The sequence below is a fragment of the Capnocytophaga sp. oral taxon 878 genome, from assembly GCF_002999135.1.
In the GTDB taxonomy this organism is placed as follows: Bacteria; Bacteroidota; Bacteroidia; order Flavobacteriales; family Flavobacteriaceae; genus Capnocytophaga.
Genome location: NZ_CP027229.1, coordinates 421,903 through 445,361, shown reverse-complemented (window position 1 = coordinate 445,361; position 23,459 = coordinate 421,903). Strand labels below are relative to the sequence as shown.

Annotated in this window: 33 protein-coding genes; 23 read left to right on the top strand and 10 right to left on the bottom strand. The window is 38.5% G+C overall.

Annotation, left to right across the window (positions count from 1 at the left end; genetic code table 11):
• From C4H12_RS01980 to C4H12_RS01965, 4 genes are read right to left on the bottom strand one after another with little or no spacing between them, the layout of a single operon-like run.
• The gene (locus C4H12_RS01980) at positions 1-1,098 is read right to left on the bottom strand and encodes a Nif3-like dinuclear metal center hexameric protein (protein WP_106097434.1); all 1,098 of its coding nucleotides are present in this window, start codon (positions 1,096-1,098) and stop codon (positions 1-3) included.
• A 5-nt stretch (positions 1,099-1,103) separates the two neighbouring features.
• The gene (locus tag C4H12_RS01975; protein ID WP_106097433.1) at positions 1,104-1,643 is read right to left on the bottom strand and encodes a tyrosine-protein phosphatase; all 540 of its coding nucleotides are present in this window, start codon (positions 1,641-1,643) and stop codon (positions 1,104-1,106) included.
• Positions 1,640-2,302, bottom strand: a complete 663-nt coding sequence (locus C4H12_RS01970; RefSeq protein WP_106097432.1) for an RNA methyltransferase — start codon at positions 2,300-2,302, stop codon at positions 1,640-1,642. The genes C4H12_RS01975 and C4H12_RS01970 overlap by 4 nt, the downstream gene beginning before the upstream one ends.
• Positions 2,299-2,808, bottom strand: a complete 510-nt coding sequence (locus tag C4H12_RS01965) for a GNAT family N-acetyltransferase (protein WP_106099396.1) — start codon at positions 2,806-2,808, stop codon at positions 2,299-2,301. The genes C4H12_RS01970 and C4H12_RS01965 overlap by 4 nt, the downstream gene beginning before the upstream one ends.
• A 515-nt stretch (positions 2,809-3,323) precedes the next feature.
• Here C4H12_RS01965 and C4H12_RS01960 point away from each other — a divergent pair.
• On the top strand, positions 3,324-4,088 hold the full coding sequence (locus C4H12_RS01960) for an ABC transporter ATP-binding protein (RefSeq protein ID WP_106099395.1): 765 nt from the start codon (positions 3,324-3,326) through the stop codon (positions 4,086-4,088).
• 46 nt (positions 4,089-4,134) lie between these two features.
• On the opposite strand, the gene C4H12_RS01955 is transcribed toward C4H12_RS01960, so the two are convergent.
• The 5 genes from C4H12_RS01955 to C4H12_RS01935 form a co-directional block, all read right to left on the bottom strand.
• Entirely contained in the window at positions 4,135-6,120 is a 1,986-nt protein-coding gene (locus C4H12_RS01955; protein ID WP_106097431.1) for a leucine-rich repeat protein, read from the bottom strand.
• 107 nt (positions 6,121-6,227) lie between these two features.
• Entirely contained in the window at positions 6,228-7,058 is an 831-nt protein-coding gene (locus C4H12_RS01950) for a ComEA family DNA-binding protein (RefSeq protein WP_106097430.1), read from the bottom strand.
• A 649-nt stretch (positions 7,059-7,707) separates the two neighbouring features.
• On the bottom strand, positions 7,708-7,992 hold the full coding sequence (locus tag C4H12_RS01945; RefSeq protein WP_106097429.1) for a hypothetical protein: 285 nt from the start codon (positions 7,990-7,992) through the stop codon (positions 7,708-7,710).
• A 26-nt stretch (positions 7,993-8,018) separates the two neighbouring features.
• On the bottom strand, positions 8,019-8,660 hold the full coding sequence (locus tag C4H12_RS01940; RefSeq protein WP_129588197.1) for a hypothetical protein: 642 nt from the start codon (positions 8,658-8,660) through the stop codon (positions 8,019-8,021).
• Positions 8,661-8,690: 30 nt separating this feature from the next.
• Positions 8,691-9,065, bottom strand: a complete 375-nt coding sequence (locus C4H12_RS01935) for a transcriptional regulator (RefSeq protein WP_106097427.1) — start codon at positions 9,063-9,065, stop codon at positions 8,691-8,693.
• 166 nt (positions 9,066-9,231) lie between these two features.
• On the opposite strand from C4H12_RS01935, the gene C4H12_RS01930 reads away from it, so the two are divergent.
• Both C4H12_RS01930 and C4H12_RS01925 read left to right on the top strand, forming a co-directional pair.
• A complete protein-coding gene (locus tag C4H12_RS01930; RefSeq protein WP_106097426.1) occupies positions 9,232-9,867 on the top strand; it encodes a hypothetical protein in 636 nt (211 codons plus the stop codon).
• Positions 9,868-9,887: 20 nt separating this feature from the next.
• Entirely contained in the window at positions 9,888-10,232 is a 345-nt protein-coding gene (locus C4H12_RS01925) for a hypothetical protein (protein WP_106097425.1), read from the top strand.
• A 14-nt stretch (positions 10,233-10,246) separates the two neighbouring features.
• Here C4H12_RS01925 and C4H12_RS01920 read toward each other — a convergent pair whose 3' ends face one another.
• Positions 10,247-10,654, bottom strand: coding sequence for a hypothetical protein (locus C4H12_RS01920; RefSeq protein ID WP_106097424.1), 408 nt, complete (start codon positions 10,652-10,654; stop codon positions 10,247-10,249).
• Between the two features lie 44 nt (positions 10,655-10,698).
• Here C4H12_RS01920 and C4H12_RS01915 point away from each other — a divergent pair, with 44 nt between their 5' ends.
• From C4H12_RS01915 to C4H12_RS01825, 20 genes are all read left to right on the top strand, one after another.
• Positions 10,699-10,926 (top strand): hypothetical protein, encoded by a 228-nt coding sequence (locus C4H12_RS01915; RefSeq protein WP_095912999.1) that lies wholly within the window; start codon positions 10,699-10,701, stop codon positions 10,924-10,926.
• Positions 10,927-10,963: 37 nt separating this feature from the next.
• Entirely contained in the window at positions 10,964-11,227 is a 264-nt protein-coding gene (locus C4H12_RS01910; protein ID WP_106097423.1) for a hypothetical protein, read from the top strand.
• A 109-nt stretch (positions 11,228-11,336) separates the two neighbouring features.
• Positions 11,337-14,183, top strand: a complete 2,847-nt coding sequence (locus tag C4H12_RS01905) for a primase-helicase family protein (protein ID WP_106097422.1) — start codon at positions 11,337-11,339, stop codon at positions 14,181-14,183.
• A 9-nt stretch (positions 14,184-14,192) separates the two neighbouring features.
• Positions 14,193-14,477, top strand: coding sequence for an ASCH domain-containing protein (locus tag C4H12_RS01900; protein WP_106097421.1), 285 nt, complete (start codon positions 14,193-14,195; stop codon positions 14,475-14,477).
• Between the two features lie 21 nt (positions 14,478-14,498).
• Positions 14,499-14,771, top strand: a complete 273-nt coding sequence (locus C4H12_RS01895) for a hypothetical protein (protein WP_106097420.1) — start codon at positions 14,499-14,501, stop codon at positions 14,769-14,771.
• 4 nt (positions 14,772-14,775) lie between these two features.
• Positions 14,776-15,039, top strand: a complete 264-nt coding sequence (locus tag C4H12_RS01890) for a hypothetical protein (protein WP_106097419.1) — start codon at positions 14,776-14,778, stop codon at positions 15,037-15,039.
• Positions 15,011-15,262: a hypothetical protein gene (locus C4H12_RS01885; protein ID WP_106097418.1), complete on the top strand. Its 252-nt coding sequence runs from the start codon at positions 15,011-15,013 to the stop codon at positions 15,260-15,262. The genes C4H12_RS01890 and C4H12_RS01885 overlap by 29 nt, the downstream gene beginning before the upstream one ends.
• 108 nt (positions 15,263-15,370) lie before the next feature.
• Positions 15,371-17,206 (top strand): hypothetical protein, encoded by a 1,836-nt coding sequence (locus C4H12_RS01880; RefSeq protein WP_106097417.1) that lies wholly within the window; start codon positions 15,371-15,373, stop codon positions 17,204-17,206.
• Positions 17,207-17,220: 14 nt separating this feature from the next.
• Complete coding sequence (locus tag C4H12_RS01875) at positions 17,221-17,997, top strand: hypothetical protein (RefSeq protein WP_106097416.1); 777 nt, start codon at positions 17,221-17,223, stop codon at positions 17,995-17,997.
• Entirely contained in the window at positions 17,997-18,368 is a 372-nt protein-coding gene (locus tag C4H12_RS01870; RefSeq protein ID WP_106097415.1) for a hypothetical protein, read from the top strand. The genes C4H12_RS01875 and C4H12_RS01870 overlap by 1 nt, the downstream gene beginning before the upstream one ends.
• Positions 18,369-18,379: 11 nt before the next feature.
• Positions 18,380-18,877 carry a hypothetical protein gene (locus tag C4H12_RS01865; RefSeq protein WP_106097414.1) on the top strand — a complete coding sequence of 166 codons (498 nt, stop codon included), beginning with the start codon at positions 18,380-18,382 and terminating at the stop codon, positions 18,875-18,877.
• A 123-nt stretch (positions 18,878-19,000) separates the two neighbouring features.
• The gene (locus C4H12_RS01860) at positions 19,001-19,447 is read left to right on the top strand and encodes a hypothetical protein (protein ID WP_129588196.1); all 447 of its coding nucleotides are present in this window, start codon (positions 19,001-19,003) and stop codon (positions 19,445-19,447) included.
• A gap of 38 nt (positions 19,448-19,485) precedes the next feature.
• Positions 19,486-20,079 (top strand): hypothetical protein, encoded by a 594-nt coding sequence (locus C4H12_RS01855; RefSeq protein WP_106097412.1) that lies wholly within the window; start codon positions 19,486-19,488, stop codon positions 20,077-20,079.
• 64 nt (positions 20,080-20,143) lie between these two features.
• Positions 20,144-20,515, top strand: a complete 372-nt coding sequence (locus C4H12_RS01850; protein ID WP_106097411.1) for a hypothetical protein — start codon at positions 20,144-20,146, stop codon at positions 20,513-20,515.
• Complete coding sequence (locus C4H12_RS01845) at positions 20,515-20,805, top strand: hypothetical protein (RefSeq protein ID WP_106097410.1); 291 nt, start codon at positions 20,515-20,517, stop codon at positions 20,803-20,805. Before C4H12_RS01850 ends, C4H12_RS01845 begins: the two co-directional genes overlap by 1 nt.
• A 7-nt stretch (positions 20,806-20,812) precedes the next feature.
• Positions 20,813-21,751 (top strand): hypothetical protein, encoded by a 939-nt coding sequence (locus C4H12_RS01840; protein ID WP_106097409.1) that lies wholly within the window; start codon positions 20,813-20,815, stop codon positions 21,749-21,751.
• On the top strand, positions 21,729-21,878 hold the full coding sequence (locus tag C4H12_RS13675; protein ID WP_164997586.1) for a hypothetical protein: 150 nt from the start codon (positions 21,729-21,731) through the stop codon (positions 21,876-21,878). Before C4H12_RS01840 ends, C4H12_RS13675 begins: the two co-directional genes overlap by 23 nt.
• Positions 21,879-21,899: 21 nt before the next feature.
• A complete protein-coding gene (locus C4H12_RS01835; RefSeq protein WP_106097408.1) occupies positions 21,900-22,400 on the top strand; it encodes a hypothetical protein in 501 nt (166 codons plus the stop codon).
• 12 nt (positions 22,401-22,412) lie between these two features.
• On the top strand, positions 22,413-22,883 hold the full coding sequence (locus C4H12_RS01830; protein WP_106097407.1) for a hypothetical protein: 471 nt from the start codon (positions 22,413-22,415) through the stop codon (positions 22,881-22,883).
• 1 nt (position 22,884) lies between these two features.
• Complete coding sequence (locus C4H12_RS01825) at positions 22,885-23,430, top strand: hypothetical protein (protein ID WP_106097406.1); 546 nt, start codon at positions 22,885-22,887, stop codon at positions 23,428-23,430.
• The last annotated feature ends 29 nt before the right edge of the window (positions 23,431-23,459 follow it).

Below are 23,459 nucleotides of genomic sequence, written 5' to 3'. Positions count from 1 at the left end.
TTACGAATAATATTTGATAGGATTTGTATCTACTTTTGATATTTTGGGGGCAAAGGTAGGAATTTTTTTTGAAAGATACTCAAATAAAAGTATTTTTATGTATTGTTCACTTTCATAATGCCCTATATCAGCAAGAATTATTTGTCCCTCAGCCCTGAAAAAATCGTGATATTTCAAGTCTGCAGTAATAAAAATATCTGCACCTGCTCTTTTAGCATTTTCTATAGCAAAAGCTCCACTGCCTCCTAGCATCGCCACCTTTTTCACGGCTTTACCTCTTAGTGCCGAGTGTCTTACTACACTCACCTGCATACGTTCTTTAAGGAATGTCAAAAAGTCTTCCTCATCCATGGGCTCTGGCATCTCTGCTATCATTCCTAACCCTATGTGCTGATGATTATTTTCCAACACATACACCTCGTAAGCAATCTCCTCATAAGGGTGATGTTCTCTCAAAGCTCTCAGCACCTTACTTTGCAAGTGTTTCGGAAATATTACCCCTATTTGGGTTTCATTTTCGGTATGGAACACATTAGGTTCCCCTATAGTTGGGTTCGAAGCCTCATTGCCTTTGTAAGTACCCCTACCTTCCAAATTGAAACTACACTCTGCATAATTACCTATATTACCTGCTCCTGCACCAAATAGCGCTTGCCTAAGTCTCTCCGCATCAGCTTGAGGTACATAAGTTATAAGCTTTTGGATAGTATGTTCTTGCGGGATAAGTATTTGCCTGTTTTTTAACCCCAAACGATCTGCTATGGTTGCATTCACTCCCAGCAGCTGGTTATCTAATGCTGTATGCATGCTATAAATAGCAATATTATGCCTTATAGCCTTCATCACTACTCGTTCTACATAAGTTTTCCCTGTAAGTGATTTAAGCCCACTAAAGATGATAGGATGAAAACTCACTATAAGATTACAGTTATTCTCAATAGCTTCATCTACCACTTCTTCTAGCGTATCCAATGTAATAAGCACTCCCTCCACATTAGCATTCACATCACCTACCAATAAGCCTACATTGTCAAAACCTTCAGCGTATGGCAGAGGGGCTAGAAGCTCTAATTCGTTTATAATTTCTCTTATTTTCATTATACTTACAAAAGTCTACGCACTTCGTTTACAGTACTTTCAGTAAATAGTGCTTCTAAGTTTTTCCAAACACTATGGTACCCATAAGGACCATTAATCATTTCTTTTTTAGCTTGTTCTATCGTCCAATTATGATATATTATGCGGTACATCGCCACCATAATACCAGTACGATCAGCCCCGTGATAACAGTGTATAAGCACAGCTCCTTCCTTTTGGCGTTCTTTAATCAGCTTAAGAGTTGCTGCTATTTCTGGAGCCTTAATCCTCCAAGTAAGTAAAGGATGATTAATAAGCCTTACTCCATCAGTAGCTTTAAAAACCTTCTTATCACCCGAGCGTGTAAAATAACGCAGATTGATAATGCTTTTGATAGGGATGTTTTGGATAACAGCTTTATCCTCACTTACCAACTGTTCACTCCGGTACAGTAAGCTATCTACCTTATACAAGTTTGCATCGCTATGAATAAGGGTCGCCTTATGTTGTCCCAATAAACTAAAAAAGTTCAACAACAAAAAAGTTATACACAAAAGTTTTCTCATAAAGTATCTTTTATTTCTTCATATCGTTTTAATACATCTTTCACATTCCGAATTGATTTCTTTGTCCAATCTATAAGAATTGAAAAACGCTCCTCATCTGTTAATTGCCAAGCCACTTCACTACGGCGAAGTTTATCAGTAAGTTGCTGTAACACAATAGCCACTGCTACCGATATATTAAGGCTTTCTGTAAATCCTACCATCGGTATTTTAAGATAAGTATCCGCTTGTGTAAGCACCTGTTCCGATAGCCCTTCCTTTTCTGTCCCAAAGAAAAAAGCACTCTTTTTACTAATATCAAAATCATTCAGGTAATAAGCATCTTTATGGGGCGTTGTAGCCACTATCTGGTAGCCTTTAGCTCGAAGCGAATCAATACAACTCTGGGTATCATTATAACGAAATACATCTACCCACTTTTGTGCCCCCATAGCTATTTTAGCATCCAATCGCTTACCATAACGTCCCTCTATACTATGAGCTTGCTGTACCCCAAACACCTCACAGGTGCGCACCACAGCACTTGTATTGTGCATCTGGAATACATCTTCCATAGCCACAGTAAAATGATTAGTACGTGCATTAATAATACTCAAAAAGCGCTCCTTGCGCTCTTCTGTAATAAAACGCTCTAAATATGTTAGTAATTTTTCATTCATAGTTTCTTTTCAAATGCTTTCCTTGCAGCCCCCCTCAGCATTACCTCTCCGCAATACTCGTAGCCCAACTTCTCAAAAAGATGTAACATAGCTGCATTATCATAATTAGTATCTGCACGCACTGATGGCACCCCCTGCCCCTTGGCAACACATTCTATTTCTTGAAGCATTAGCTTAACCAATCCCCTACCCCGATATTTAGAAGCAATACCCACACGATGAATAACCAAAAAATCTCCATCAGTAAGCCACTTCCCATCAATAGTATTATAAGCAGGTTCATTGTTTAAAATAAGAGCACAATAGCCTATAACCTCATTCTTTTCAGTAAGCACATAACCATATTTATGGGCAATATCATCAGCCACAACCTGCTCATTAGGGTAACCATCCTGCCATTGGTTGCTACCTTCTGCTTTCCTAAGCGCTATAGCTGCCAAAAGTATTTCCCAAATAGCCAACGCATCAGCGGAAACAGCTTGCCTAAAAATTAAATTTTCTGCCATAAAAGCTATTGTATTCATCTACTAACAGCCCCCCCTATATCTTCTCTTCCCTATTACCTCTCCCCTTCTAAAATCTTATATTTAATACCCTCACACCTAAAACCAAAAGATTTTCATCATTTTCTCATTTTTATTGCCAATACTTCAAAAATTATCACCCCCTTAATTTCCAACTCCTGTCTGCTAACACCTATCTCCTATCCCCTAATAATCAACCTATTTCACTATTAAGGTTAGCAAACAAAACTCATAGGATAAACGAACGAATAACGAAGGATAAACGAACTATAAACGAAGGATAAGCAGAGAAAACACATCACATCGCTGATTATCAGTCGCCTTACCCCCAACCTTCCATTTTGCCAAATTCGCAACAAAACTCCCCAAACATTACATTTTTCTCATCCCCCTTACCTCCTATCCATTCCAAAAAACTAACTCCCATCACTAAAATACACCCCCTCAAAGCGCGCAAATATACAAAAAATTTTGCTATTAGCAATATTTTAATTACCTTGCACCGCTTTTTCAAAAACAAACAATATGAATACCCCCCCAATGCTATTGAAGTAAAACACCTCAGCAAGCAGTACAAAGAAACCACAACCCTTGCTCTAAACAATATATCTTTCAACGTAAAAAAAGGCGAAATATATGGTATTTTAGGACCCAATGGCGCCGGCAAAACCACCCTTATGTCTATCCTTTTTGGCAGCATAAAGCCCACTATGGGCAGCTTTAGCATTTGTGGTATGACTTATAAGCAACGCGCCCTGCGGTATAAAATAGGAGTAGTACCACAAGAGTACGCCCTCTACCCTACCCTTACAGCACGTGAAAATCTAACCTATTTTGGCAGCTTGTACAAATTAAAAAACAAAGAGCTCAAACCCCTTATTGAAACTGCCCTACAGCGCGTAGGTTTAACCGAAGTAGCCGATAAGAAGATTGCACATTTTTCAGGAGGAATGAAAAGGCGTATCAACCTTTTAGCAGGCATACTCCACAACCCCGAAGTACTTTTCTTAGATGAGCCTACTGTTGGTGTCGATGTACAATCAAAAAACATCATTATCGATTATTTAAAAGAACTAAATCAAGGCGGAATGTCTATATTATACACCTCGCATCATCTGCAAGAAGCACAAGACTTTTGTCACCGTGTAGCAATACTAAATGAAGGGAGTATTATAAAAGAAAATACGCCTCACAACCTTATTAAGGAAGTAAAGGCGTATAATTTAGAAGAAGCGTTTATACAACTAACAAATAACAATTAACAAAAAAAGCTACCAAGTTGGTAGCTTTTTTTTAATATATATCTCTCTATCTAATTAAATCTTGATAATTAGGGTTTTTTGTCTTATATTCATTTACACTTGCGTGAGGCACATAAATATTGCGTAGCCTTGTTGCTCTGAAAGTATTTTGTCCAGCTTCATCAATATTGAAAGCAACTGGCTGAAGAATAACAAGAGTATGCAGATTTGCACAATCTTGGAAAACACGCTTTTCAAACTTAGTTATTCCTTCAGGAATAGTAAGCATAGTTAGTTTCTTACAACTTGCAAAAGCATTCTCTCCTATAAAGGTCAAACCATCAGGCAGATCAATATATTGCAGATTTTCACAATAAGAAAAAGTACTTTTGTTAATTTTGGTAATACCATCAGATAGCTCTACGCGTCTTAATTTTCTACATGTACTAAAAGCAGCATCACCTATCTCTGTAACATTATCTCCAATGATGATAGTTGTTAATTTATAGTCTTTATTAAAATCTACAAAAGCTCTATCAGCTATTTTTGTCACCTCTCTTAGTTTAGGATCTGTATTCATATCAATAAAACGAGTTTCTAAATTGTTCCATTTCTCGAGAGTTTTCCCATCAGCACTTAATTTATAGTCGTCATTAACACTAAAATCCTTCCCAGTCAATGAAATACCTATAGTAGGCCATACATTATTTGCTTTAGGTCCATAGAAAATCTTAGCTTCTGTATCAATATAGTAATCGCCATCCTTACCTTGTGTATTAATAGGTTTTCCTTTAGCAGCATAAATTACTGAACCATCTTTACCTGGAGTACCTTGTGCACCAGGAGTTCCATCTGCTCCTTTTTCTCCTTGGGCTTTTATTCCTGTACTTTCATCACCTATATACCAAACGCCACCTCTTATATTAGGTTTTGGAGCATTTTCACCTTTTTCACCTTTCTCTCCAGTTGCTCCTTTCTCTCCTTGAGGCCCTTGTGCTTTTACTCCTAAACTTTTAGTACCTACATACCAAAAGCCATCTTTACCAATATAGGGAGTATCACCTTTTTCTCCTTTCTCTCCAGTTGCTCCTGTTGCTCCTTTTTCACCTTGAACTCCTTGTGCCCCTTGTGCTTTTACTCCTAAACTTTTAGTACCTACATACCAAAAGCCATCTTTACCAATATAGGGAGTGTCACCTTTTTCTCCTTTCTCTCCAGTCGCTCCTGTTGCTCCTTTTTCACCTTGAACTCCTTGCGCTCCTTGTGCTTTTACTCCTAAACTTTTAGTACCTACATACCAAAAGCCATCTTTACCAATATAGGGAGTATCTCCTTTTTCTCCTTTCTCTCCAGTTGCTCCAGTTGCTCCTTTTTCACCTTGAACTCCTTGCGCTCCTTGTGCTTTTACTCCTGTATCATGAGTCCCCACAAACCAATTGCCATTATTGCCAATATGAGGAGCTACACCATCTGTTCCTTTAGCCCCTTGTGCTTTTACTCCTGTATCATGAGTTCCCACAAACCAGTTACCATTAGTGCCAATATGAGGGGCTACACCATCTGTTCCTTTAGCCCCTTCTGCTTTTACACCGGTATCCTTAGTTCCTACAAACCAATTGCCATTAGTACCAATATGAGGAGCTACACCATCTTTACCATTACTACCATCCTTACCATTACCTCCATCTTTACCTTCTGCTTTAATGTTAGTATTGGTATCACCTATATACCAATAACCATCACGTATATTGGGCACAGGAGCATCTTTTCCGTTTTGCCCATCTTGACCTTTAGCACCAGCTTCACCTTGTAAGCCGCGCAAACTAATAGGGCTACCCCAGCCTTGTGCTGTTTTAGCCCCATACAAATTAGCTGTTTGTAGGTCGATATAATAATCGCCCACTGCACCTACATTGGCTCCTGGAGCCCCGGCGCCCGATAAAATTGCATTAACACGTTCACGTATTTCAATACGTTCTTCAATGGTTTTAGTACACTGAACTGCAGTCAGACCAAAACCAATCATAATTGCTAAAAACAGATTCTTGTTCATTGTTTTATGCGTTTTAGTGATTATTTAATATTTTTCCGGCTCGATATGCAAAAATTATGCCATTTGTGTAAAAATAGAAACAAAATGTATACTAAAAATAAAAGCAACTAATTTTTAATAGTTAAGTACAGTTGCAATCGCTCTATACGTTCTTTGTCAAAACCTTCTATTTGCAGTAGTTCTTCAAAGTTACTTATACGTCCTAATGCACTGCGCAATCCTACTATTTTCTTGCCTTCTCCATAATGTATATAAGGTATTTTACCTAGCTCATACATATTAAGCAGATTAATATCTTTCTTCTCAATAACAGGCAAAGTTTTCACTTCAAAACGCTCTGCTACTCGCTCATACACTTCCTTTTCTAACTTATAAACTTCTGCCACTTGCTCAATATAAGTAAAGCCTTGTAATTTCTCTCTATACTTTAAAATACGTGCCGAAAATCCTTCGCCTATACCATATATTTTCATCAAATCTTCAGCAGAAGCTGTATTAATATCCTCCTTAGGCAAAGGCTTAGTATTAGTATATGTAAAGTTCTTTTTGCTTGTCACCCATTCAGGAAATTTAAACGAAGGAGCTATTTTTAGCAACAAAGTATCCGATACACCTGTTACTCGCTGAAATTCTTGAGCCGAATTAACAAATTTACCCTGTGCCCTAAAAGCCTGCAAACGATCTATTTGCTCAACAGTAAGCCCCAATCTATAACCTTTATAATCAGTAATAAAATTAGGGTTAAAAGGGTAGATAGTATCTTTTTTAGGTTGAGAAGCAAGCCTTTTTAGTGAATCTATCTCTTTATCAAGTAATAAGTTCTCGGTAAAAGTATAATTACTACCTCTAAAATGGAAGAAATAAAAAAACAGTTGTACTGCCATTATAAGCAAAAGCAACCATAATATACCTCGGTATTGAGATTGGTTAAAGTGCATAATTTATATCTTTATTTTGAATATTTAGCAATAATAACGCAAAAGTATAAATAAATCACTAATTAGCAATGAATATAAACTTTCCTTTCCTTCTTTAACTCTTAAAAACAAAAAAAACACCTCTACTCACTTGTTATCTTCTACACTTATTTTTTTATTAGAAGTATCTTGATATTACTTTAAATAAACAAAAAATCAGTGAAATGACACAGTCGAGTATAAGATGTAAAATTTGTGAAAAAGTTTTTATCCAATATTCAAATTTTACATATAGAATTTTACTTCAAACTTGATATATTATGAAAAAATAATTGGCGTAATTAGCTGATTATCAGACTAATTACGCCTATTTTGTAGCGAAGACGGGAGGGGGTTCCCGAAAAGTACAAAACGTAAAAGTCTCATTATAAAGCCTTTTTTTATTAGTGAAAGGCAATAAACATTACATATAAGTCCCGTGATAGACCCAATACACGGGGCTATATATAATAATATATTTTATTTTATTTTTTTATGTATATTAATAGTAATATTATTTATGTGTTTTATGTGCAATAGGTTAAGTTATTGATTTTCATATATACTTCTTGCACACAAAATGCACATAAATTCATTTCTGCACATAAATAATTTATGTGCAAGCTGCAAATTAGTCTTCAATAGGCTTGAAAATCTCATCAAAATACTTTTGGGTATCATCTAAGGTTTGTTCTAAGCTCTCAGTTTTACTTTGCTTATCATCTAATGTATCATCACTAAATGGCAGAGTAAATATCGACACATCAACGCCAAGTTCTTTGTATTTCAGTATTCCGAGTTTATCCAATTTTGCGTTTACCCCTACGAGCAATTGATATATTTGCTCCATAAGTTCCCTATCGGTTAGCTGCCGATGGTTTCTAATGTTGTTATTAGCTGCAAATTCTTCTTTCATTGCTTTATTTCTTTATTTTCTTAACATCAGCTGTATAAGTCTCCACTTAGCGGCTTATCCCCTGCTATTTCCATTTCGTGTTCCTCTTTTAGGTTTAGCACAAGGGCTTTAAGCAAGTTATCTACCTCTTTAGATTTCTGGTTGATACTCTCGGCATCTATCTTGCTTTGTTCACATTCTCGTTCAGTCCTTTTCGGTAGCTGGTAATAATAATCATCAGTAGGCTCTGAATACATTTTTAGCGCAGCAAAACGGTTGAGTTCTTCTATTTTCTGTGCCAACTGTTCTACCGCCTTACGGGTTTCTTTATGACCTATAAAGTTACTTAGCTTGCCCACCTCTTCTACAAAGCTATATGCATAGCCAACCACCTCTTTATTATAGCCATACCAAGCGTTTTGGTTGCATATATACTCCCTAAAAGTATCTAAATGCAACGTTTTAAAGAGGTTTTGCAGCGTTTTTTTGTCTGTTTTACCAAGTTTGTTAGCTTCTAAATAAAAATGACGAGCACGGGTGTAAAGGAAGATACAAGTAAGCAATAAGCTCACAATAGTTACTGTTTTAAAGTCGTACATATTGAAAATATAATTAAAGATATATGGTGCAAATATACAACTTATAATCCAATATTGTCCTATTTCCTTGATGATATTATACTCTTTCATTATAGTTTTTTCTTAGTTTATATGCTTCCATTACTTACTCATTTTCTCCTCCATTAGCTGTATTATTTTATCTTTCAGCCCAGAGTTCTCTTGTGTCAATCGTTGGTTTTCCTTTTTTAAGGTTTCATAGTCTTCGGGGGCGTGTATTGTTTGGTGTTGGGTTATCGTGCTGCTTATATTATTGTGTGCTTGCTGTACCAACCCCTCTTTCTTTAACATTTCCCCTTTGCCTGTTAGAAGCCAATCTAGATTTATTTCGGGATAAACACAGTAAATTTTCTCTAAACTATCAGAAGAAATACCACCTTGCTTGTCTAAAATTCCATTAGAAAGCCCTGTTTCCTTATAAAACTTATTTTTGCTAAGCCTCTTATATTCAATGAATTGCAATATTCTTTCTTTCATAATTGAGAAATTTATCTAAAAAAATTTGGTAGTTGAGAAAAATAACTATACTTTTGCCCTCGTAAATGAATGCCAAAAGAGGCTTCCACTTTAGGCATCTCTTTTAGGCGACAAATATACGAACTATTTTTGACATTTAAAACAGAAACCCAAAAAAAAGAACGTTATGTACACAGAGAGAAAAACAGAAAACCAAAAACGCATCGCCATAACAGAATGGCTCGAAGCTCATTTTAGTGAGTTTAAAAAAGAAAAAACTAACTTTTTTGAACTGTACAATGCTGTCAAACATGCCATAAACTATACGGTAAGCATACAATATATTAAAATGCTTCTTCAAGAAGTAGCCCAACAGCAAGGGTATAATGTTAGCTTTAAAACAGAAACAATCAAAGCCGAAAGACGGAATATAACTGTTTTTGTTTTAACACAAATACAAACCCCTCCAGAAACACCCCAAAAGGACAGCGTTGAAACACCCCTAACCATAGACATTCGCGCTTGTAGCTACAACCCGGATGTACGCAGCGGCAAAGCCCCCATTACCGCATTCGATGTACTACAGTGGTTGCACGCTAATACAGACAGTAACATAACCCCCAATATCACTGCTGACGGCTCTATATTCCTAATGATAGGAAGTAATAACTTCTACATACCCCAAAAAATAGCCCAATGGGACGTGTGTCACCCTTACTTCGACCAGCAACCTATATCGCTGATTAAGGCACTTGCACCCTATTACCAGTTCACTAATTTCCTTGAAAAAATGCAACACATTAGCAACGCTGCTAATAAATAAAAACCTAAAAAAAGAACGTTATGAACACAGAGAACAGCAAATCCATTATAACTTTTAACAAGCCAACACAACCATTATTACATAATGCTGATAATAAACAAGAGCACTATATAGTTGGCGCTATGGGGGCTATTTTACAAATTATTTTAAAAGATAACTGTAATAGACAAGAACTATCTGTTGCTGACACGATGAGTCCTATTTTACCAATTATTTTAAAAGATAATTGTAATAGACAAGAACTATCTGTTGCTGACACGATGAGTCCTATTTTACCAATTATTTTAAAAGATAGCTATAATAAAAATGAACAGTCTATGTCTAAATATATAAAGTCCTATTTTTACAAGAAAAATACACTATGAAAAAAGAACCCTCCCTATTGACCATTTTGGGCATCAGTGTTTGTCTTCTCGCGGCTCTTTATTTGTCCAAAAATGTAACCAATAAGGCTACTTATCAAGGTTGCATAAATAGTCTCGCTAACGCACTTTGTAAATACCAAAATACTAAGTACAATAAAAAGGATAGCAATCAGCCCCGTGTGAGTGAGAAAGTGAACGCGCCTATTGAAATACCACAATTGCATACGCCGCTCCTCAAAGGAGAGCCTACGCTCAACAGTGGGAGCGTTATCAACAGTAGGGGCGTCTCCCTTTTTGTTGATGAAATTAGCAATACTAAGCAACAGAGCCTGCCCCGCTTCTGTTTTAGCAATATTCTCGAGGAAGTTGCTGCCATTGCTTTCCTCTTTGCAGTTGTCCTGCTTTTTTTGTTCGTTTTGCATATGTTATAAATGAATTAAAACACAAAGATAATAAATAAATAAATATGATACAAGCCCACACCATACAAGTAAACCTAAAACCAGAGATAATAGCACAGATAGACGACACTGCTATCGCACACCTGCATATTAAAACCTCCGAAAACACCAGCACACTAAAAAAGTGGATGCGCTACGGAAGCGAAAAGCTAACCCATTATTCGTTCCTCATAGCCCTTTCAGAAGTATTTAGCCTGCCTGTAGAAGACCTTGTCGAGGTACACCGAAGCTAAAGCGAATACATAGTATAAAAATTTAAACCATAAAACAATGAATCACATAACCCAAGTAACCCAAATCCTAAACCAACTATACACCATACAAGGTATTAACATCAATTACACAATGATAGATAACAATTTTTTCATTATTGATTTTTCTTTCTTTAACCATAGCACCCTTGCACAAATATACAACACATTACCCGGTGGGCATCTCGCTATACACCCCAATAAAAAAGCAGCACAATTAACATTTATGCTTACCCAACAAGATAACAAATCAAATGCATTTGCCTACCCCGATGAAGATTAAATAATGTTAGTCAGTTCGTTAGTAAAGCCGTGCCACTTGCGCAATATCGGCACGGCTTTCTCTTTTATTAACAACTGATAATTATCCACTCCTTAACACCTAATAACTAATGAATAGCGACTACAAATACACCCCAGAAAAACTATACGAAAATACCGACAACGGACTCGACATACTCCACCGTTACCTCCCCGATTGCATAGGTTGCGAACGCACCCGCAAACCATTTCGCTATCGCAATGAGCGCACCCCTTCAGCCTACCTATATTTGCCCCCACAAGGCAAATGCTGGATCGTAAAAGATTTCGGTGGCGACACTCACACCCCCATACAAGTATACCAGCACCTCACTGGCGAAACCGATTACCACCGCACCCTACAAGCCCTATATGCCGAATTTAATATAGGCGAAAACTCACTAAACCTCACCCCAAACAAAACATTTGCACCCCGCGGAAACCACCCCGACGGCTATTTCCGCATATACCCAAAAACACAAATCGAAAACCTACAAGTAATACACCCCTTCCTAACCCCCGAAATATGCGCACGCTATAACGTACACGAACTACAAAAAGTAGAACGCGTAACCTCTAACGGCAAACTAATGACCATAGAAGCCACACCACAATACCCTATGTTCGCCTATTCCCCCGATTTAAACAATTGGGCTAAAACATACTACCCAGCCGAGAAAAAACGCAAAATAACCGACGAAAACGGAAATACCAAAACCGAAAATTTCAAACACGGATACCTCGGAAAAAAACCTCCCGTATACCTGCACGGACTCGCATACATCAAATCCATAATCACCGATGAACGATACCAAAAAATACAAGAACTACGCACACAAGTAGAAAACTGCGACTCCCCAGAATTCAAAAAACAAATACAAGAACTCCTAAACGAAGAACTCTTACCCTACATAATTATATGCTCCGGTGGCTCCGACGGGCTCACCCTCGCTTCTCTATCCCCCGACTTCTACCCCGTTTGGGGAAACTCCGAAGGCGATATAATACAATATACAGACTATGAGTACCTAAAAACCATAAGTCAGCACCTCATAAACCTACCCGATGTCGATACATCAGGAATCGAATTTGCCTATAAATATTCCAGAAAATACTGGAAACTCCCCACCGTATTCCTACCAAAATACTATTTAGGCGAAAAAGGCAAAGACTTCCGCGACTACGTAAACTATTTCAAAGAAGCAACACCACAAACCGTCGCCAACGAATTTAAAAAACTACTAAAAATACCAGTATCCTGCGATTTCGTAACCTTAGAAGACAAAAAATACACCATAAACCACGAAAACCTATTCTACTTCCTACAAGTAAACCACTATTTCGTATTCCAGTCCGATATAGCACAAAATACCGACAACGAAAACAAAGGATATTTAGTAAAAGTAGACGACTATAAACTATCAATCCCACAAACCGCCACCATACGCGACTTTTGTGTCAATTACTACGTTCGCAAAGGAACCACACATCAAGTGCTCAAACTATTGCGCACCTGCAAAGCCCTATCAGCCCCCGAACTCAAAAACGCCACCTACAAAAAATTCGACCTTACCAAGCACGGCAAAGAATTTCAGCTATTTTTCTTTCAAAATACCGCCATAAAAGTAACCCCCGAAAAAATCATAACACTAAAACGCGACGACATCAACAACTACATATTCGATAACGCCGTACTACCCGCCAATATCCGCCTGCTCAACGAACCATTCTTTCAGCCCTATATCGATGAGCAAGGGCGCAACCGCGTACGCATAAGCACCGATAAATGCGAATACCTAAACTTCCTCATCAACGGAAGCCGAGTCTATTGGGCTAAAGAATACCCCCACGAAGCACACCGCTGGGGAACATTCTACACCCTCAACAGCCCACACCTCACTGAAGAAGAACAAATCACACAAGAACAACACTTCTTATCCAAATGCTACGCCATAGGATACCTATTACACCGATATAAAATGCCCCATTTCGAAAAATTTATATACATAGTAGACGACGAAATGAAAGGAACCCTATCACAAAGCAATGGCGGTACCGGTAAAGGCATATTCTCCAATGCAATAAAACTATCAACAAGCGTATTCAATTGCGCCGGTAAAGACAGCAAACTATTCGATAACACACACATATTCGACGAACTCAACGAAAACCACGACGTAATATGCTTCGACGATATGGCAGAACACCGATTTGAAAAACTATACAACTACATCACCGACGGCATACGAGTAAACCCCAAATTCCGACCAAGTTTCTTTATCCCACCCGATAAAAGCCCAAAACTATTCGGGACATTCAATCACGCACTAAAAAACGGAGCCGATAGCGATTTCCGCCGACTATTCTTTGTAACATTCTCATCATACTACCACTACTCACACCCCGAAATGAAACGCCAATGGCAACCCACTGACGACTTCGGGCACAGCCTATTCGACGACTGGAACGCCTCACAATGGGACTTATTCTACAACTTTATGCTACGTTGCACCCAATTCTATATGCAAAACAAAATGAACCCCTATTTCGCCCCAATGGACAGAATAAACTACAACAACCTAAAAGCCTCAATAGGCGACAACTTCCTTGAATGGGCTGAAGAATACTTTGCCGACCGACTAAATACCGAAGTACAACGCCGAGAAATGCAAGAAGACTACAAAGCCTCCTGCGGTAATTTCAAACTCACCGCACAAGGCTTCCGCACCAAGTTAGCACAATACTGCCAACTCAAAGGATACACCCTATCCGATATCATCAAAAAAACCGAAACCACCCCCGACAATCGCCGTGCCTCCGTCGATTACTTTATGATCACCTCGAAAACCGAAACCACCACCCCGTCCCACCCGTCCACCTTGTCCGACCCGTCCAACGACGACAACGACCCCGATTTATTCACCGATTTACCCTATTAAAAAAAAACAATGAACACCCTACACCTAACCATCAAAAAGAAATGGTTTGATATGATACTATCGGGCGAGAAAACCGAAGAATATCGCGATATCAAACCGTATTACAACCTTCGTCTTATTGGAAAAGAGTACGACACTGTTGTATTTCGCAATGGTTATGCTCGTGATGCTCCAAGCCTCACCATAGAATTAAAATCTATACGCTTTGGCACTGGCATACCCGAATGGGGCGCAGAAGCCAATAAGAAGTATTTCGTACTATACTTAGGCAAGATTATTAACAGTAAATTGTAAAAGATTAAAAATAATAAAACAATGAACACCGAAAACAGCAAAACAGATTTTAAACTAATAAAATTCTCATTAGAATTTGAACGTGGTTATTCTTGGGAAAAAGACTCTGAAAAACAAAAGGACAGATACGAGGGGTATGTAAAATTCAGCAATGATATAAATGAAGAATTTATCTTAAAAGTCGATGATGATATTTCATTGCAAATAATAAAATTTATAGCCAATAAACTCGCTGAAAATACAGAAAGCCTTGTGAAAAACATTACTAACTGCATAAATAACGAAAACCCATAAGCCTATGAACCTCGACCTATTCCCCACCGCATTCTCCTACTGCCTACAGCGCGGCATAACAGTAGAGTGCGAAGCAAAAGACTACTACGGCAACCGCATACAGCTACACGTAAAGCGCAAAGGAAAAATAGTAGACTCCTCCAAACAATACTACAACAACAAAACCGCTGGACCTAAACAAAAAGAAATATACATTACCCTATACGAACGAGAATTAAAAAAAGCAAACCGCAAAAACTATGAAAATCCTACACTACATCAGAACTAAAAAACATCTCTTTTCGCTCTATCTATCACAGTACAGTGAGCGCCTTATACGTACCTATATCAATGATATTATAGCACAATACCGCCCCGATGAAAGCCCAAAATGCCGTAATATAAGCCTACAAGAGTTTTTGACTTTTATCGAACTTTACGGCACTCCCATAGGCTACACTCTTTCTGATGAGCTACAACACGAACTCAAAAGCCGTAAGTTAAAAGTATAATAGCCCTCTTATCTTTCTTAATGTGACCTATTGTGTCATTGTGTGTCCTTATGTGTCACTTTCCACCTCCCTATATCCTATATTTGCGGCAAAAATAATAACCTAATTTTGACCGCTACCGATATAAATAACGCACTATACCGTCCAGTACGCTCAGGAAACTTATACGCTGCCTATATGCCACCGTCCGACTGCTCTTCAAAAAAGCTCGGCAACGGTGACACTTCTTTTGCCATTCAAAATATGGCAAAAACAGCACAAAAATACAAACACCATACGCGAGCCCTTACTCTCAAGTTTTTCTCAGGAGGCAATCTTTCTTCTCTATGCAATAGCCTCCACCAATTTCTCTACTGGCATTTTCAGTACGCTATCGACGGCGAAGCCCAACTGCTGCGTTCCCCAGCTTGCAGTTGGGCATCCCGCTTTAGCGGTATTGATTGTAAGAGTTACACCATTTTTGCCTCTACTGTACTGCTAAATGCTGGTATCACACACTATATGCGTCGTATTAAGCAAGAAGCAAACCCTAACGGCTACACTCACGTGTATATTGTGGTGCCAAAAAACCAACAAACTGCTTCACTTTCCAGCGGTTATTACGTTATCGACGGTACTATTAACACCACTCAAGAACTGCCTTACCTCGCTAAAGACGATGTGTTAATGACTGCTCAAAACACAAAAAACCAAAAAGCACAAATCAACGCTTTAGCTGCCCCTGCTACTCTCGAAAGTCAAATGCAAGAACTTCTTGCTCAGTCTTACGAAATCAGTAAGCAAAATGCACATACAACTGGCAATGTACATAAAAATCAAACCATTAACAAAATAAATGCAGTAGGTTCAGCTGCTTCAGCCACTGCGGCTGCTATCACGGCTCTTGGTACTAAGGCAGCTATCGTTAGTAATGCCGTGCCAGGTATAGGTACCATTGTAGGGCTATGTATTGCAGCTGTTACTGCCGTAGTCGCTCTTGCAGTACTTTTTTTTGGCAATCCTTGTGCTGGAGCCTTCTACACTTCCGACACTATCGATAAAGCACTTAAAGAACAATTTTATGAACAATTCAAGAACACTTTAGAAAGTGTACGCCAAAAGTTTGCTCAAGGGCTCGAACCTGTAGCCATTAGTGAATTGAACCTGCTATTAAAAGAAATTGATTTAGGAGTAGCTCATTACCGCCATGAATGTCAAGTACATGTTCAAAAATGTAGTGCCGAAAGTTTACTAAGTTACCAAAGTTTTGTAAGCAATGTGCAACAAGCTGTTAATACAATGTTACAAATGCTACAGTTCAAACTTTCCGAGCATTTTAGCGTAACAGTCGAAGAAAAACGCACCACTACTGCGAATCGCTCTTGGTATTTTATAGTGCCAGCAGCCAAAGAGCCTATTTTTGCTACATATAGGGCACTAAAAGTAGAGCAACGTACCCAGCGCAAAGGAGCCTATCCATATAATACTCCTTTGTCTTTCCAACAGTGGCTACAAGCCAATGCTACACGCATACAAATTGATTATGGCATCACAAAAGCCAATGATTACAAAGCCGAAATGCAACCCTTTGAATCTAAAATATTGGCTATCCGCCGCAACGTATTCTTACCAGTGGTAACCCAATTTACTTTAGAAGAAGAATTACAACGCCAGCAAGAAAGCATATACATAAAGTACGATTTAGCCTATCAACAAGCTCTCAAAAACGAGGAAAAAGCACGCCTTGAAGCCTATATTAACAGTAATCAAGCCTTTTGGCAAACCCTTACAAAGCTACATACCTCACGGCAACTTGATGAAAAAGGCAATTACGATAACCAGCACAAAATAGCCAACTACGAAGCAAAACAGCAACTGAACATTGAAAACAAAAAAATCATAAACTTACTCCTTATCGGAAGTTTAGGCATTCTCCTTATCAAAATGATGAATAATAACAAATAATAATACCTTATAATATGTTTGATACTTTATACCTAACACGCCTTACTGCAGCCCTAGCCTCTCCTTGTCAAGGCTTAGGAGGCTGCGATAATCATCGAGCTCGTGCCGCAAGAGCCGAAGAACATTTTAATGCCTTACCAGGTCAAATAGATTCCGTAAAAGCACAAATTACCGAAATTGAACACGGACAACAACAGCACGAGTTCAATCTACTCAAACAAAAACAAGACTCTTTATCTCAAAAAAACACAGCTCTAGACCAGCAAATAACGCAAGCTAAATTACTTGCCGATGCGTGGGAAATGAACCCCGCCACACAAGCCAACCTTGAAGGACTAGGCTGGTTCGGCAAGCGCCTTTGGAATAAAGCATTTTCGTGTGAAACTTACGAAGAACGCGAAAAAAACTTTACAGCACAAGCCCTACCCCTTGAACAAGAGCTTTCTAAAGTACAAGCGCAGCTTAACGAACGCCGGCAACGATTAAGCCCCGAAAACATACAGATACAACGCAATGCCGTTTTCAAACTTGAAAAGGAAAAAGAACAAAAAGAAGCCCTTTTAGCCTCCCATAATCAGCGAATCACAGCCGCACGTAACAGCTACATAGCCAACCGCGATGCAGAACGATTAGCTACAGAACAACAAGCCCGCGATGCAGAAGCAAAACAAGCTGCTGAAAACACTGTTAAAGACAAAACAAAGCAAACACAAACATTAATCCTTTTAAGCGCTGCCGTTATAGGCGGATATATCTTACTTAAACCATCTGCTAAAAAAGTAACTGTATAATGAATGTAGGAGCCATACTTGATTATTCTAACACCGCCCTCCAACTCGCTAACCAAGGTGCTAACCTATACTCTGCTTTCAGCAATAAAAGTACAGGTACCGAGGGCAATGGTAATGTAGTGAATGAAAATCATTACCACATCACCAAAAGCCCCGAAGAAATAGCTATCGAAAAAAAGCGCCTCGAATTACAAGAACAACAAAACCAGTTTAACCGCGCTACATACCGAGCTCAACACGCCGAAAATATTCGTGAACGCCGCAAGATAATAGATGAGATTACCGGTAAAAACAAGCCCGATAATACAGCTCTATATATCCTTAGCGGTATCATAGTCTTAGGCGTAATATTTTCTGTAATCAAAAAATAAACACAATAACAATGGAAACAAAATTAGCCGTATATCAATTAGCCGCACCTTGCACCTCTTGCAGCGGCTTAGGAAATGCCGAGAAACGAGCACAACGACAACAAGAACGAGCCCAACGCCGTGCCACCGAAGGTAACTTTTTCAAACGTAATAATATCACTGTCGATAACGCTATTAACCGTGTTAATGACTTAATAGACCTCGCAGGAGGTGTAGCCGACATCGTAAACAAATTCAAAGGTGGGCAAAATATAAATGTAGAAGGTAAAACCCTCACCCCCGAAGAAGCTCGTGAGCTTTACCAAGCTGCATTAGCCAAACAGCAAGGTCAATTGGATAGTTATCTACAAAATAACCTTACCAATCCAAGCACTAATGACTCTTTCTTGCAAGATTACTTAAAAATGCAGGCACTTAAGAAAAAAGACAACACCCCCCTATACATTGGCTTAGGGATAGGAGGTGTACTTTTTATTACTGTAATGATAATGATGATGAACAAAAAGTAGTCCGTAGTCTTTCTTAATGTGACCTATTGTGTCCTTGTGTGTCCTTGTGTGTCACACCCTACAATCTCACATTGTATATTTGCACAAAATAATGAACCTAATACCATTTTAACAAACAAAAAAATGAATATCAATCAGCAAACAATCACCCAAGCAGGTATCACCGCTGCCAGTGCCCTCGGTGGCGCTATGGCTTCACGCGTAGTAGCTTCAAAGCTTGATGCCGTAATTAAAAAACCTATCTATCGCCACTCTCTTGTTGCCTTAGTGGGTATCGCCCTTATTGCTGCTGGTAACACTAAAGAAACCAGTGGAAAAATTATGCAAAGTGCCGGCACTGGTATTGCCGCTACTCAACTCTCTGAAGTCCTAAAGTTAGCTCTTACCCCTAAAGACAAACCTATGGAGGACGGAATCCTTAAAACAGCCGTAGGACTTGCAGCTCCTGAAACTGTATATGTTGAGAGTACTACCCCTTATGACTACTATGACTATGAGGAAGTGCCTAACGATACAGAACAAACAATGTTTCTTTCAGGCAGCACGAGCTCCTCATTTGCCGAAGTGTAACATTTTATAATTTAATAACTAAAAAAAACAAAGAAAAAATGAACGAGTTTCTACAAAACGAAGAACAACTATTACGCGTACAAAATTTTTTGCAACGCAACGCCGCACGCTTTAACTTGCAGCCGCAAGAAATGGGACGAATGAAAGTCACCCCGAGTGAATTATATGTACATTCAAAAATTGTTGCAGGAGGCAATGTTCCTTTGCTAACAGGTAACACTACCCAAGAAGTAGGGGTAACTAACTTTGACGGTAACCGCCTTGAAAGTGGTCGCTTTTTTGTCATTGAATCTATAGCGCTCCTATATGGTGAAGCGGCTGCTAATACCAAAGTTTGGGATGTAAAGTATGAAGATGGCAACCTACCTGCTCAGCTTCGTGCCTCTCACGCAGTGGTACGCCAAAATGGTGAGGTAATTGTAAGATTGCCAGTTGAAAGTATTTTCCGTGCTCAAAAAAGTGAAAACGAAAAATACCGTAAACTTGGTGCTTTAGCTGTACTTGAGCCAAGCCAAACAATCGAAATAACGATTGAAACACCTCAAGGCAGTACCATAACACCTGCTACCAGTGGTCACGAAAGTTTTGTTTCCTTTATGTTAAAGGGTTACGAAACCTATTTAAAACGCTAATATTTATTATTTAGTCGTCGGGGAAAGCCCGACGACTAAATAATAATCTAAAAACGAAAAACAAATGACAAGCAGTATTATCACTAACCGCGTGCCTATTCGTATTCAAGCAGGGCAGCGCGCACAAACCGACTATGTGACTTTAGAAAAGGGAAAATGCGTAGGAGTACATTACATACCATTTAAAGACGAACAGCCAAAATTTGCTGTCGAAATGAGTGTGCGTGACCCTCAGTCTAACACTATCATTGAGCCTGTCGATTATCGTGATTTTAAACACAAAGGTGGAGGTTATATACAAGGTATGAAACAAGTAGGTTTTGATTGTAACAACAATAAATTTCAAGTAAGTGTTCTTGCCGAAGAAAACCTAACTGATGATTTTACCGGCGAAATCGTTTTTACTATCCAACGTGAATGTAATTGTTCTGAATAATGACAAAAGGACTACTCAACCGCATACGTATTACCAATGATACCGTTTTCAATTTCTTTGAAGATACCAAAGGCGAAGGAGCTGCCGGTATATCAATCTATAATGACGGACAAACAACCCTAATTATAGATGACGGCACAAATGAAGAAATTGCCCCTGGTCAATATTTCTTTGTTGAAAATGATATACCTATAATTAATACATCCTTTCGTATACGCTTCAAGAAGGAAGTCGGCAAAGCCAATAATGCCATAATGAGCTATATTGTGCCTATTAAGCAAGCAACCTAAGTAACAAATGAATGTAGCAGAAAAAATAACGCAATTTCTTAGCACTCATCCCGATAACGTAGTAACCGTTACACAAGGAAACTACCGGCTGGCAAAGTCGGAAGCTCCTAAGTATGGTTTTTCTCTCAATGATATAAAATCTAAATTTGGATCATCTGAAGCCTTCATTAAATCCCTACCCAATAATGGTTTTACCAGTGGTGCAAATCTTGATTTTCGGCGTTTGTATTTTAGAAATGGAAAACAAAATAGCTACAAAATGGACTCCCTTACGTTAACATTTAAAAAGGAAGAAGAAATGACCCCCAACGAAGTACCCCCCTCAGAAACTACTATGATGCCCAATGCTCCTATAGTTTCACAACAACCACAGCCTACAATTGGTTTTTCAAACACACCAACTGCGTCTATGGCTACACAAAATATGCCTAATGCTATGGGGTACCCTATGGGGCTTGGTTATACACCTGTGGCTACTACCGATTGGATATCCTCTAAGGTTACCGAAGAACGTTACCGAGACCTCTTGCGTGATAACGACACCCTACGTGAAGACAATAAGGATTTGCGTTCTCAAGTACGTGTGCTACATGAAGAGAAAGCCGCTCTTAAACTACAGCTTGATACAGCTGACAAAAAACACGAATTACAGCTAAAAGAAGAGATACTTAACAAAAAAAGCTTTTGGGAAAGTCCAGGTTTTGAAAAAGTATCAGAGGCGTTAGGAAGTATAGTCCCTTTTGTTATCGAAAAAGTATCAGCTTCCTCAGCTGCTGCTACTGCCGTACCAGCCTTAGCGCAACCAAACACATCTCTCTCCGAAACCAAACAAGCCTTTATGCGTATCATAGCAAGTCCACACGTTTCCGATGAACAAGTTAACCTATTGTACGAATACCTACAACAAGCACAATCCTTAGAAAATGAACAAACAAGAAGCAATTGATAAATTAGCTAAATTAGACGAAACTGTATTAGTCCGTTTAGCCTCTTTGTCTGAAAATAAAAAAGCATTAAGTTACTTTTCCAACACTTTACTTTGGAACACTCTTAAAGCATTTTTGAAAATATAGCACTTTTTAATCCTTAAAAAAATGAGTAAGCAACAACCTAAACTCTCAGGGGCAGCCTCAATCATAGCACGCTCTGCGGTGGAGAATAACAAAACAGCTGTAACTACAACTATCAATATAGGATTTATATTGTTAGGTGTAAGCGTTCTTGCTATTGGGGGAACTGCTTTCTATTACCTTTTTTGGAAAAATCGTTTTGTTAAAGCTAAATACAATGGAAATATGCCGCGTAGTAACGTTTCTCCAGCAGCGGCACAAGCCAAGGCTGAAGCTCTTTATCAAGCAATGAAAGGAGCAGGAACTAATGAGGAAGCTATAAAACGAGCCCTTGCAGGTGTAAACTATAATGGTTACATTGCTATTTACAATGCATTTGGTAAGAGAGAGCCAGGTGGGCTAACTTTTTCTCTTGGTAATGGAAATTATGAAGATTTAACTTCATTCCTACACGGCGACCTATCAGAATCAGAACTTGCCGCTGTGCGCCGAATAATGGCTCCTGGTGCAGGCGACCTAATATAAAACCTTATTCCTATGAAAGTAACAAAAACACAAGCATACATCATTGGAGGTATTGCATTAGTAGGCTTAAGTATAGGCGCCTATTTTGCTTTCTTTCGCAAAGAAAAAGGAGAGTATGATGCTTCTGAAAATAATGCCCAAAATCCCACTGCAAACCCCGATTACAAAAAACAATTACAATCTTTTCGTAACGGTAGTAAGATAAAACAACTTACCCACTCACTTCTTACTGAAATGAACAAACGAGGAAGTGTTAATAAACAACAGGTAAAAAACCTTATTTATGAAGGTGTGCCAGATGATGAATATATGAAAATTCTTAAGAGTTATTTTCATTGTCATTATTACAAAGGCAATATCCTACCTGTTAATGACAGTAAAATGGATTTAGTAGGCTGGTTACGTGAAACACTTAGCTCTACGGACTTCAATGACCTGTTAATGAAATACCCTTCTTTAAACTATGTAATAACCTGTAAATAATATGAGAACAATCCTACAAAACCCACAAACAGCTAAAGCCGTATCCGTAGGTATGATTGACCTCTATAACCCTCTATGTTATATGAACCGAATAATACAAATCATTGATAGCAGTACTAAGCTACCTATATCTAATGTACATATAATTAATGTGTTTCGTAACCTTGGAACTACTTCTAATGCAGCAGGTCAGTTTAATACTGAACCATTAAAGTTAGGTATTACCGATACCATACAATTTAGTCATATAGGTTATGGCACCATAACCCTACAAGCTCGCCAATTAGTTCTCGTGCCTATTATACAGCTTACCCCACAAGCAGAACAGCTACCAGGTACTACGATTGTTGGTAAAAAACCTAAGCCATCTTCACCAACAGCTCCAGCTACTCCATCAACACCGACTACCCCTATCACCCCTACTACACCACTGGTTCAACCTTCCCAAAATGATGAGGTTAAGAAGAGTAAATTTTGGCTTTGGATTGCTCTTGCCTCTCTTGTAGGTGGTACAGTTACTTATTTTGCTACTAAAAAAAATAAATAAATGTTCAAATATAAATGAATGATAAGAAA

Coding starts and splice junctions, on each gene's coding strand:
- C4H12_RS01980 (WP_106097434.1), bottom strand. CDS start 1,098: ATGAAAATAAGAGAAATTATAAACGAATTAGAGCTTCTAGCCCCTCTG.
- C4H12_RS01975 (WP_106097433.1), bottom strand. CDS start 1,643: ATGAGAAAACTTTTGTGTATAACTTTTTTGTTGTTGAACTTTTTTAGT.
- C4H12_RS01970 (WP_106097432.1), bottom strand. CDS start 2,302: ATGAATGAAAAATTACTAACATATTTAGAGCGTTTTATTACAGAAGAG.
- C4H12_RS01965 (WP_106099396.1), bottom strand. CDS start 2,808: ATGGCAGAAAATTTAATTTTTAGGCAAGCTGTTTCCGCTGATGCGTTG.
- C4H12_RS01955 (WP_106097431.1), bottom strand. CDS start 6,120: ATGAACAAGAATCTGTTTTTAGCAATTATGATTGGTTTTGGTCTGACT.
- C4H12_RS01950 (WP_106097430.1), bottom strand. CDS start 7,058: ATGCACTTTAACCAATCTCAATACCGAGGTATATTATGGTTGCTTTTG.
- C4H12_RS01945 (WP_106097429.1), bottom strand. CDS start 7,992: ATGAAAGAAGAATTTGCAGCTAATAACAACATTAGAAACCATCGGCAG.
- C4H12_RS01940 (WP_129588197.1), bottom strand. CDS start 8,660: ATGAAAGAGTATAATATCATCAAGGAAATAGGACAATATTGGATTATA.
- C4H12_RS01935 (WP_106097427.1), bottom strand. CDS start 9,065: ATGAAAGAAAGAATATTGCAATTCATTGAATATAAGAGGCTTAGCAAA.
- C4H12_RS01930 (WP_106097426.1), top strand. CDS start 9,232: ATGTACACAGAGAGAAAAACAGAAAACCAAAAACGCATCGCCATAACA.
- C4H12_RS01925 (WP_106097425.1), top strand. CDS start 9,888: ATGAACACAGAGAACAGCAAATCCATTATAACTTTTAACAAGCCAACA.
- C4H12_RS01920 (WP_106097424.1), bottom strand. CDS start 10,654: ATGCAAAACGAACAAAAAAAGCAGGACAACTGCAAAGAGGAAAGCAAT.
- C4H12_RS01915 (WP_095912999.1), top strand. CDS start 10,699: ATGATACAAGCCCACACCATACAAGTAAACCTAAAACCAGAGATAATA.
- C4H12_RS01910 (WP_106097423.1), top strand. CDS start 10,964: ATGAATCACATAACCCAAGTAACCCAAATCCTAAACCAACTATACACC.
- C4H12_RS01905 (WP_106097422.1), top strand. CDS start 11,337: ATGAATAGCGACTACAAATACACCCCAGAAAAACTATACGAAAATACC.
- C4H12_RS01900 (WP_106097421.1), top strand. CDS start 14,193: ATGAACACCCTACACCTAACCATCAAAAAGAAATGGTTTGATATGATA.
- C4H12_RS01895 (WP_106097420.1), top strand. CDS start 14,499: ATGAACACCGAAAACAGCAAAACAGATTTTAAACTAATAAAATTCTCA.
- C4H12_RS01890 (WP_106097419.1), top strand. CDS start 14,776: ATGAACCTCGACCTATTCCCCACCGCATTCTCCTACTGCCTACAGCGC.
- C4H12_RS01885 (WP_106097418.1), top strand. CDS start 15,011: ATGAAAATCCTACACTACATCAGAACTAAAAAACATCTCTTTTCGCTC.
- C4H12_RS01875 (WP_106097416.1), top strand. CDS start 17,221: ATGTTTGATACTTTATACCTAACACGCCTTACTGCAGCCCTAGCCTCT.
- C4H12_RS01870 (WP_106097415.1), top strand. CDS start 17,997: ATGAATGTAGGAGCCATACTTGATTATTCTAACACCGCCCTCCAACTC.
- C4H12_RS01865 (WP_106097414.1), top strand. CDS start 18,380: ATGGAAACAAAATTAGCCGTATATCAATTAGCCGCACCTTGCACCTCT.
- C4H12_RS01860 (WP_129588196.1), top strand. CDS start 19,001: ATGAATATCAATCAGCAAACAATCACCCAAGCAGGTATCACCGCTGCC.
- C4H12_RS01855 (WP_106097412.1), top strand. CDS start 19,486: ATGAACGAGTTTCTACAAAACGAAGAACAACTATTACGCGTACAAAAT.
- C4H12_RS01850 (WP_106097411.1), top strand. CDS start 20,144: ATGACAAGCAGTATTATCACTAACCGCGTGCCTATTCGTATTCAAGCA.
- C4H12_RS01845 (WP_106097410.1), top strand. CDS start 20,515: ATGACAAAAGGACTACTCAACCGCATACGTATTACCAATGATACCGTT.
- C4H12_RS01840 (WP_106097409.1), top strand. CDS start 20,813: ATGAATGTAGCAGAAAAAATAACGCAATTTCTTAGCACTCATCCCGAT.
- C4H12_RS13675 (WP_164997586.1), top strand. CDS start 21,729: ATGAACAAACAAGAAGCAATTGATAAATTAGCTAAATTAGACGAAACT.
- C4H12_RS01835 (WP_106097408.1), top strand. CDS start 21,900: ATGAGTAAGCAACAACCTAAACTCTCAGGGGCAGCCTCAATCATAGCA.
- C4H12_RS01830 (WP_106097407.1), top strand. CDS start 22,413: ATGAAAGTAACAAAAACACAAGCATACATCATTGGAGGTATTGCATTA.
- C4H12_RS01825 (WP_106097406.1), top strand. CDS start 22,885: ATGAGAACAATCCTACAAAACCCACAAACAGCTAAAGCCGTATCCGTA.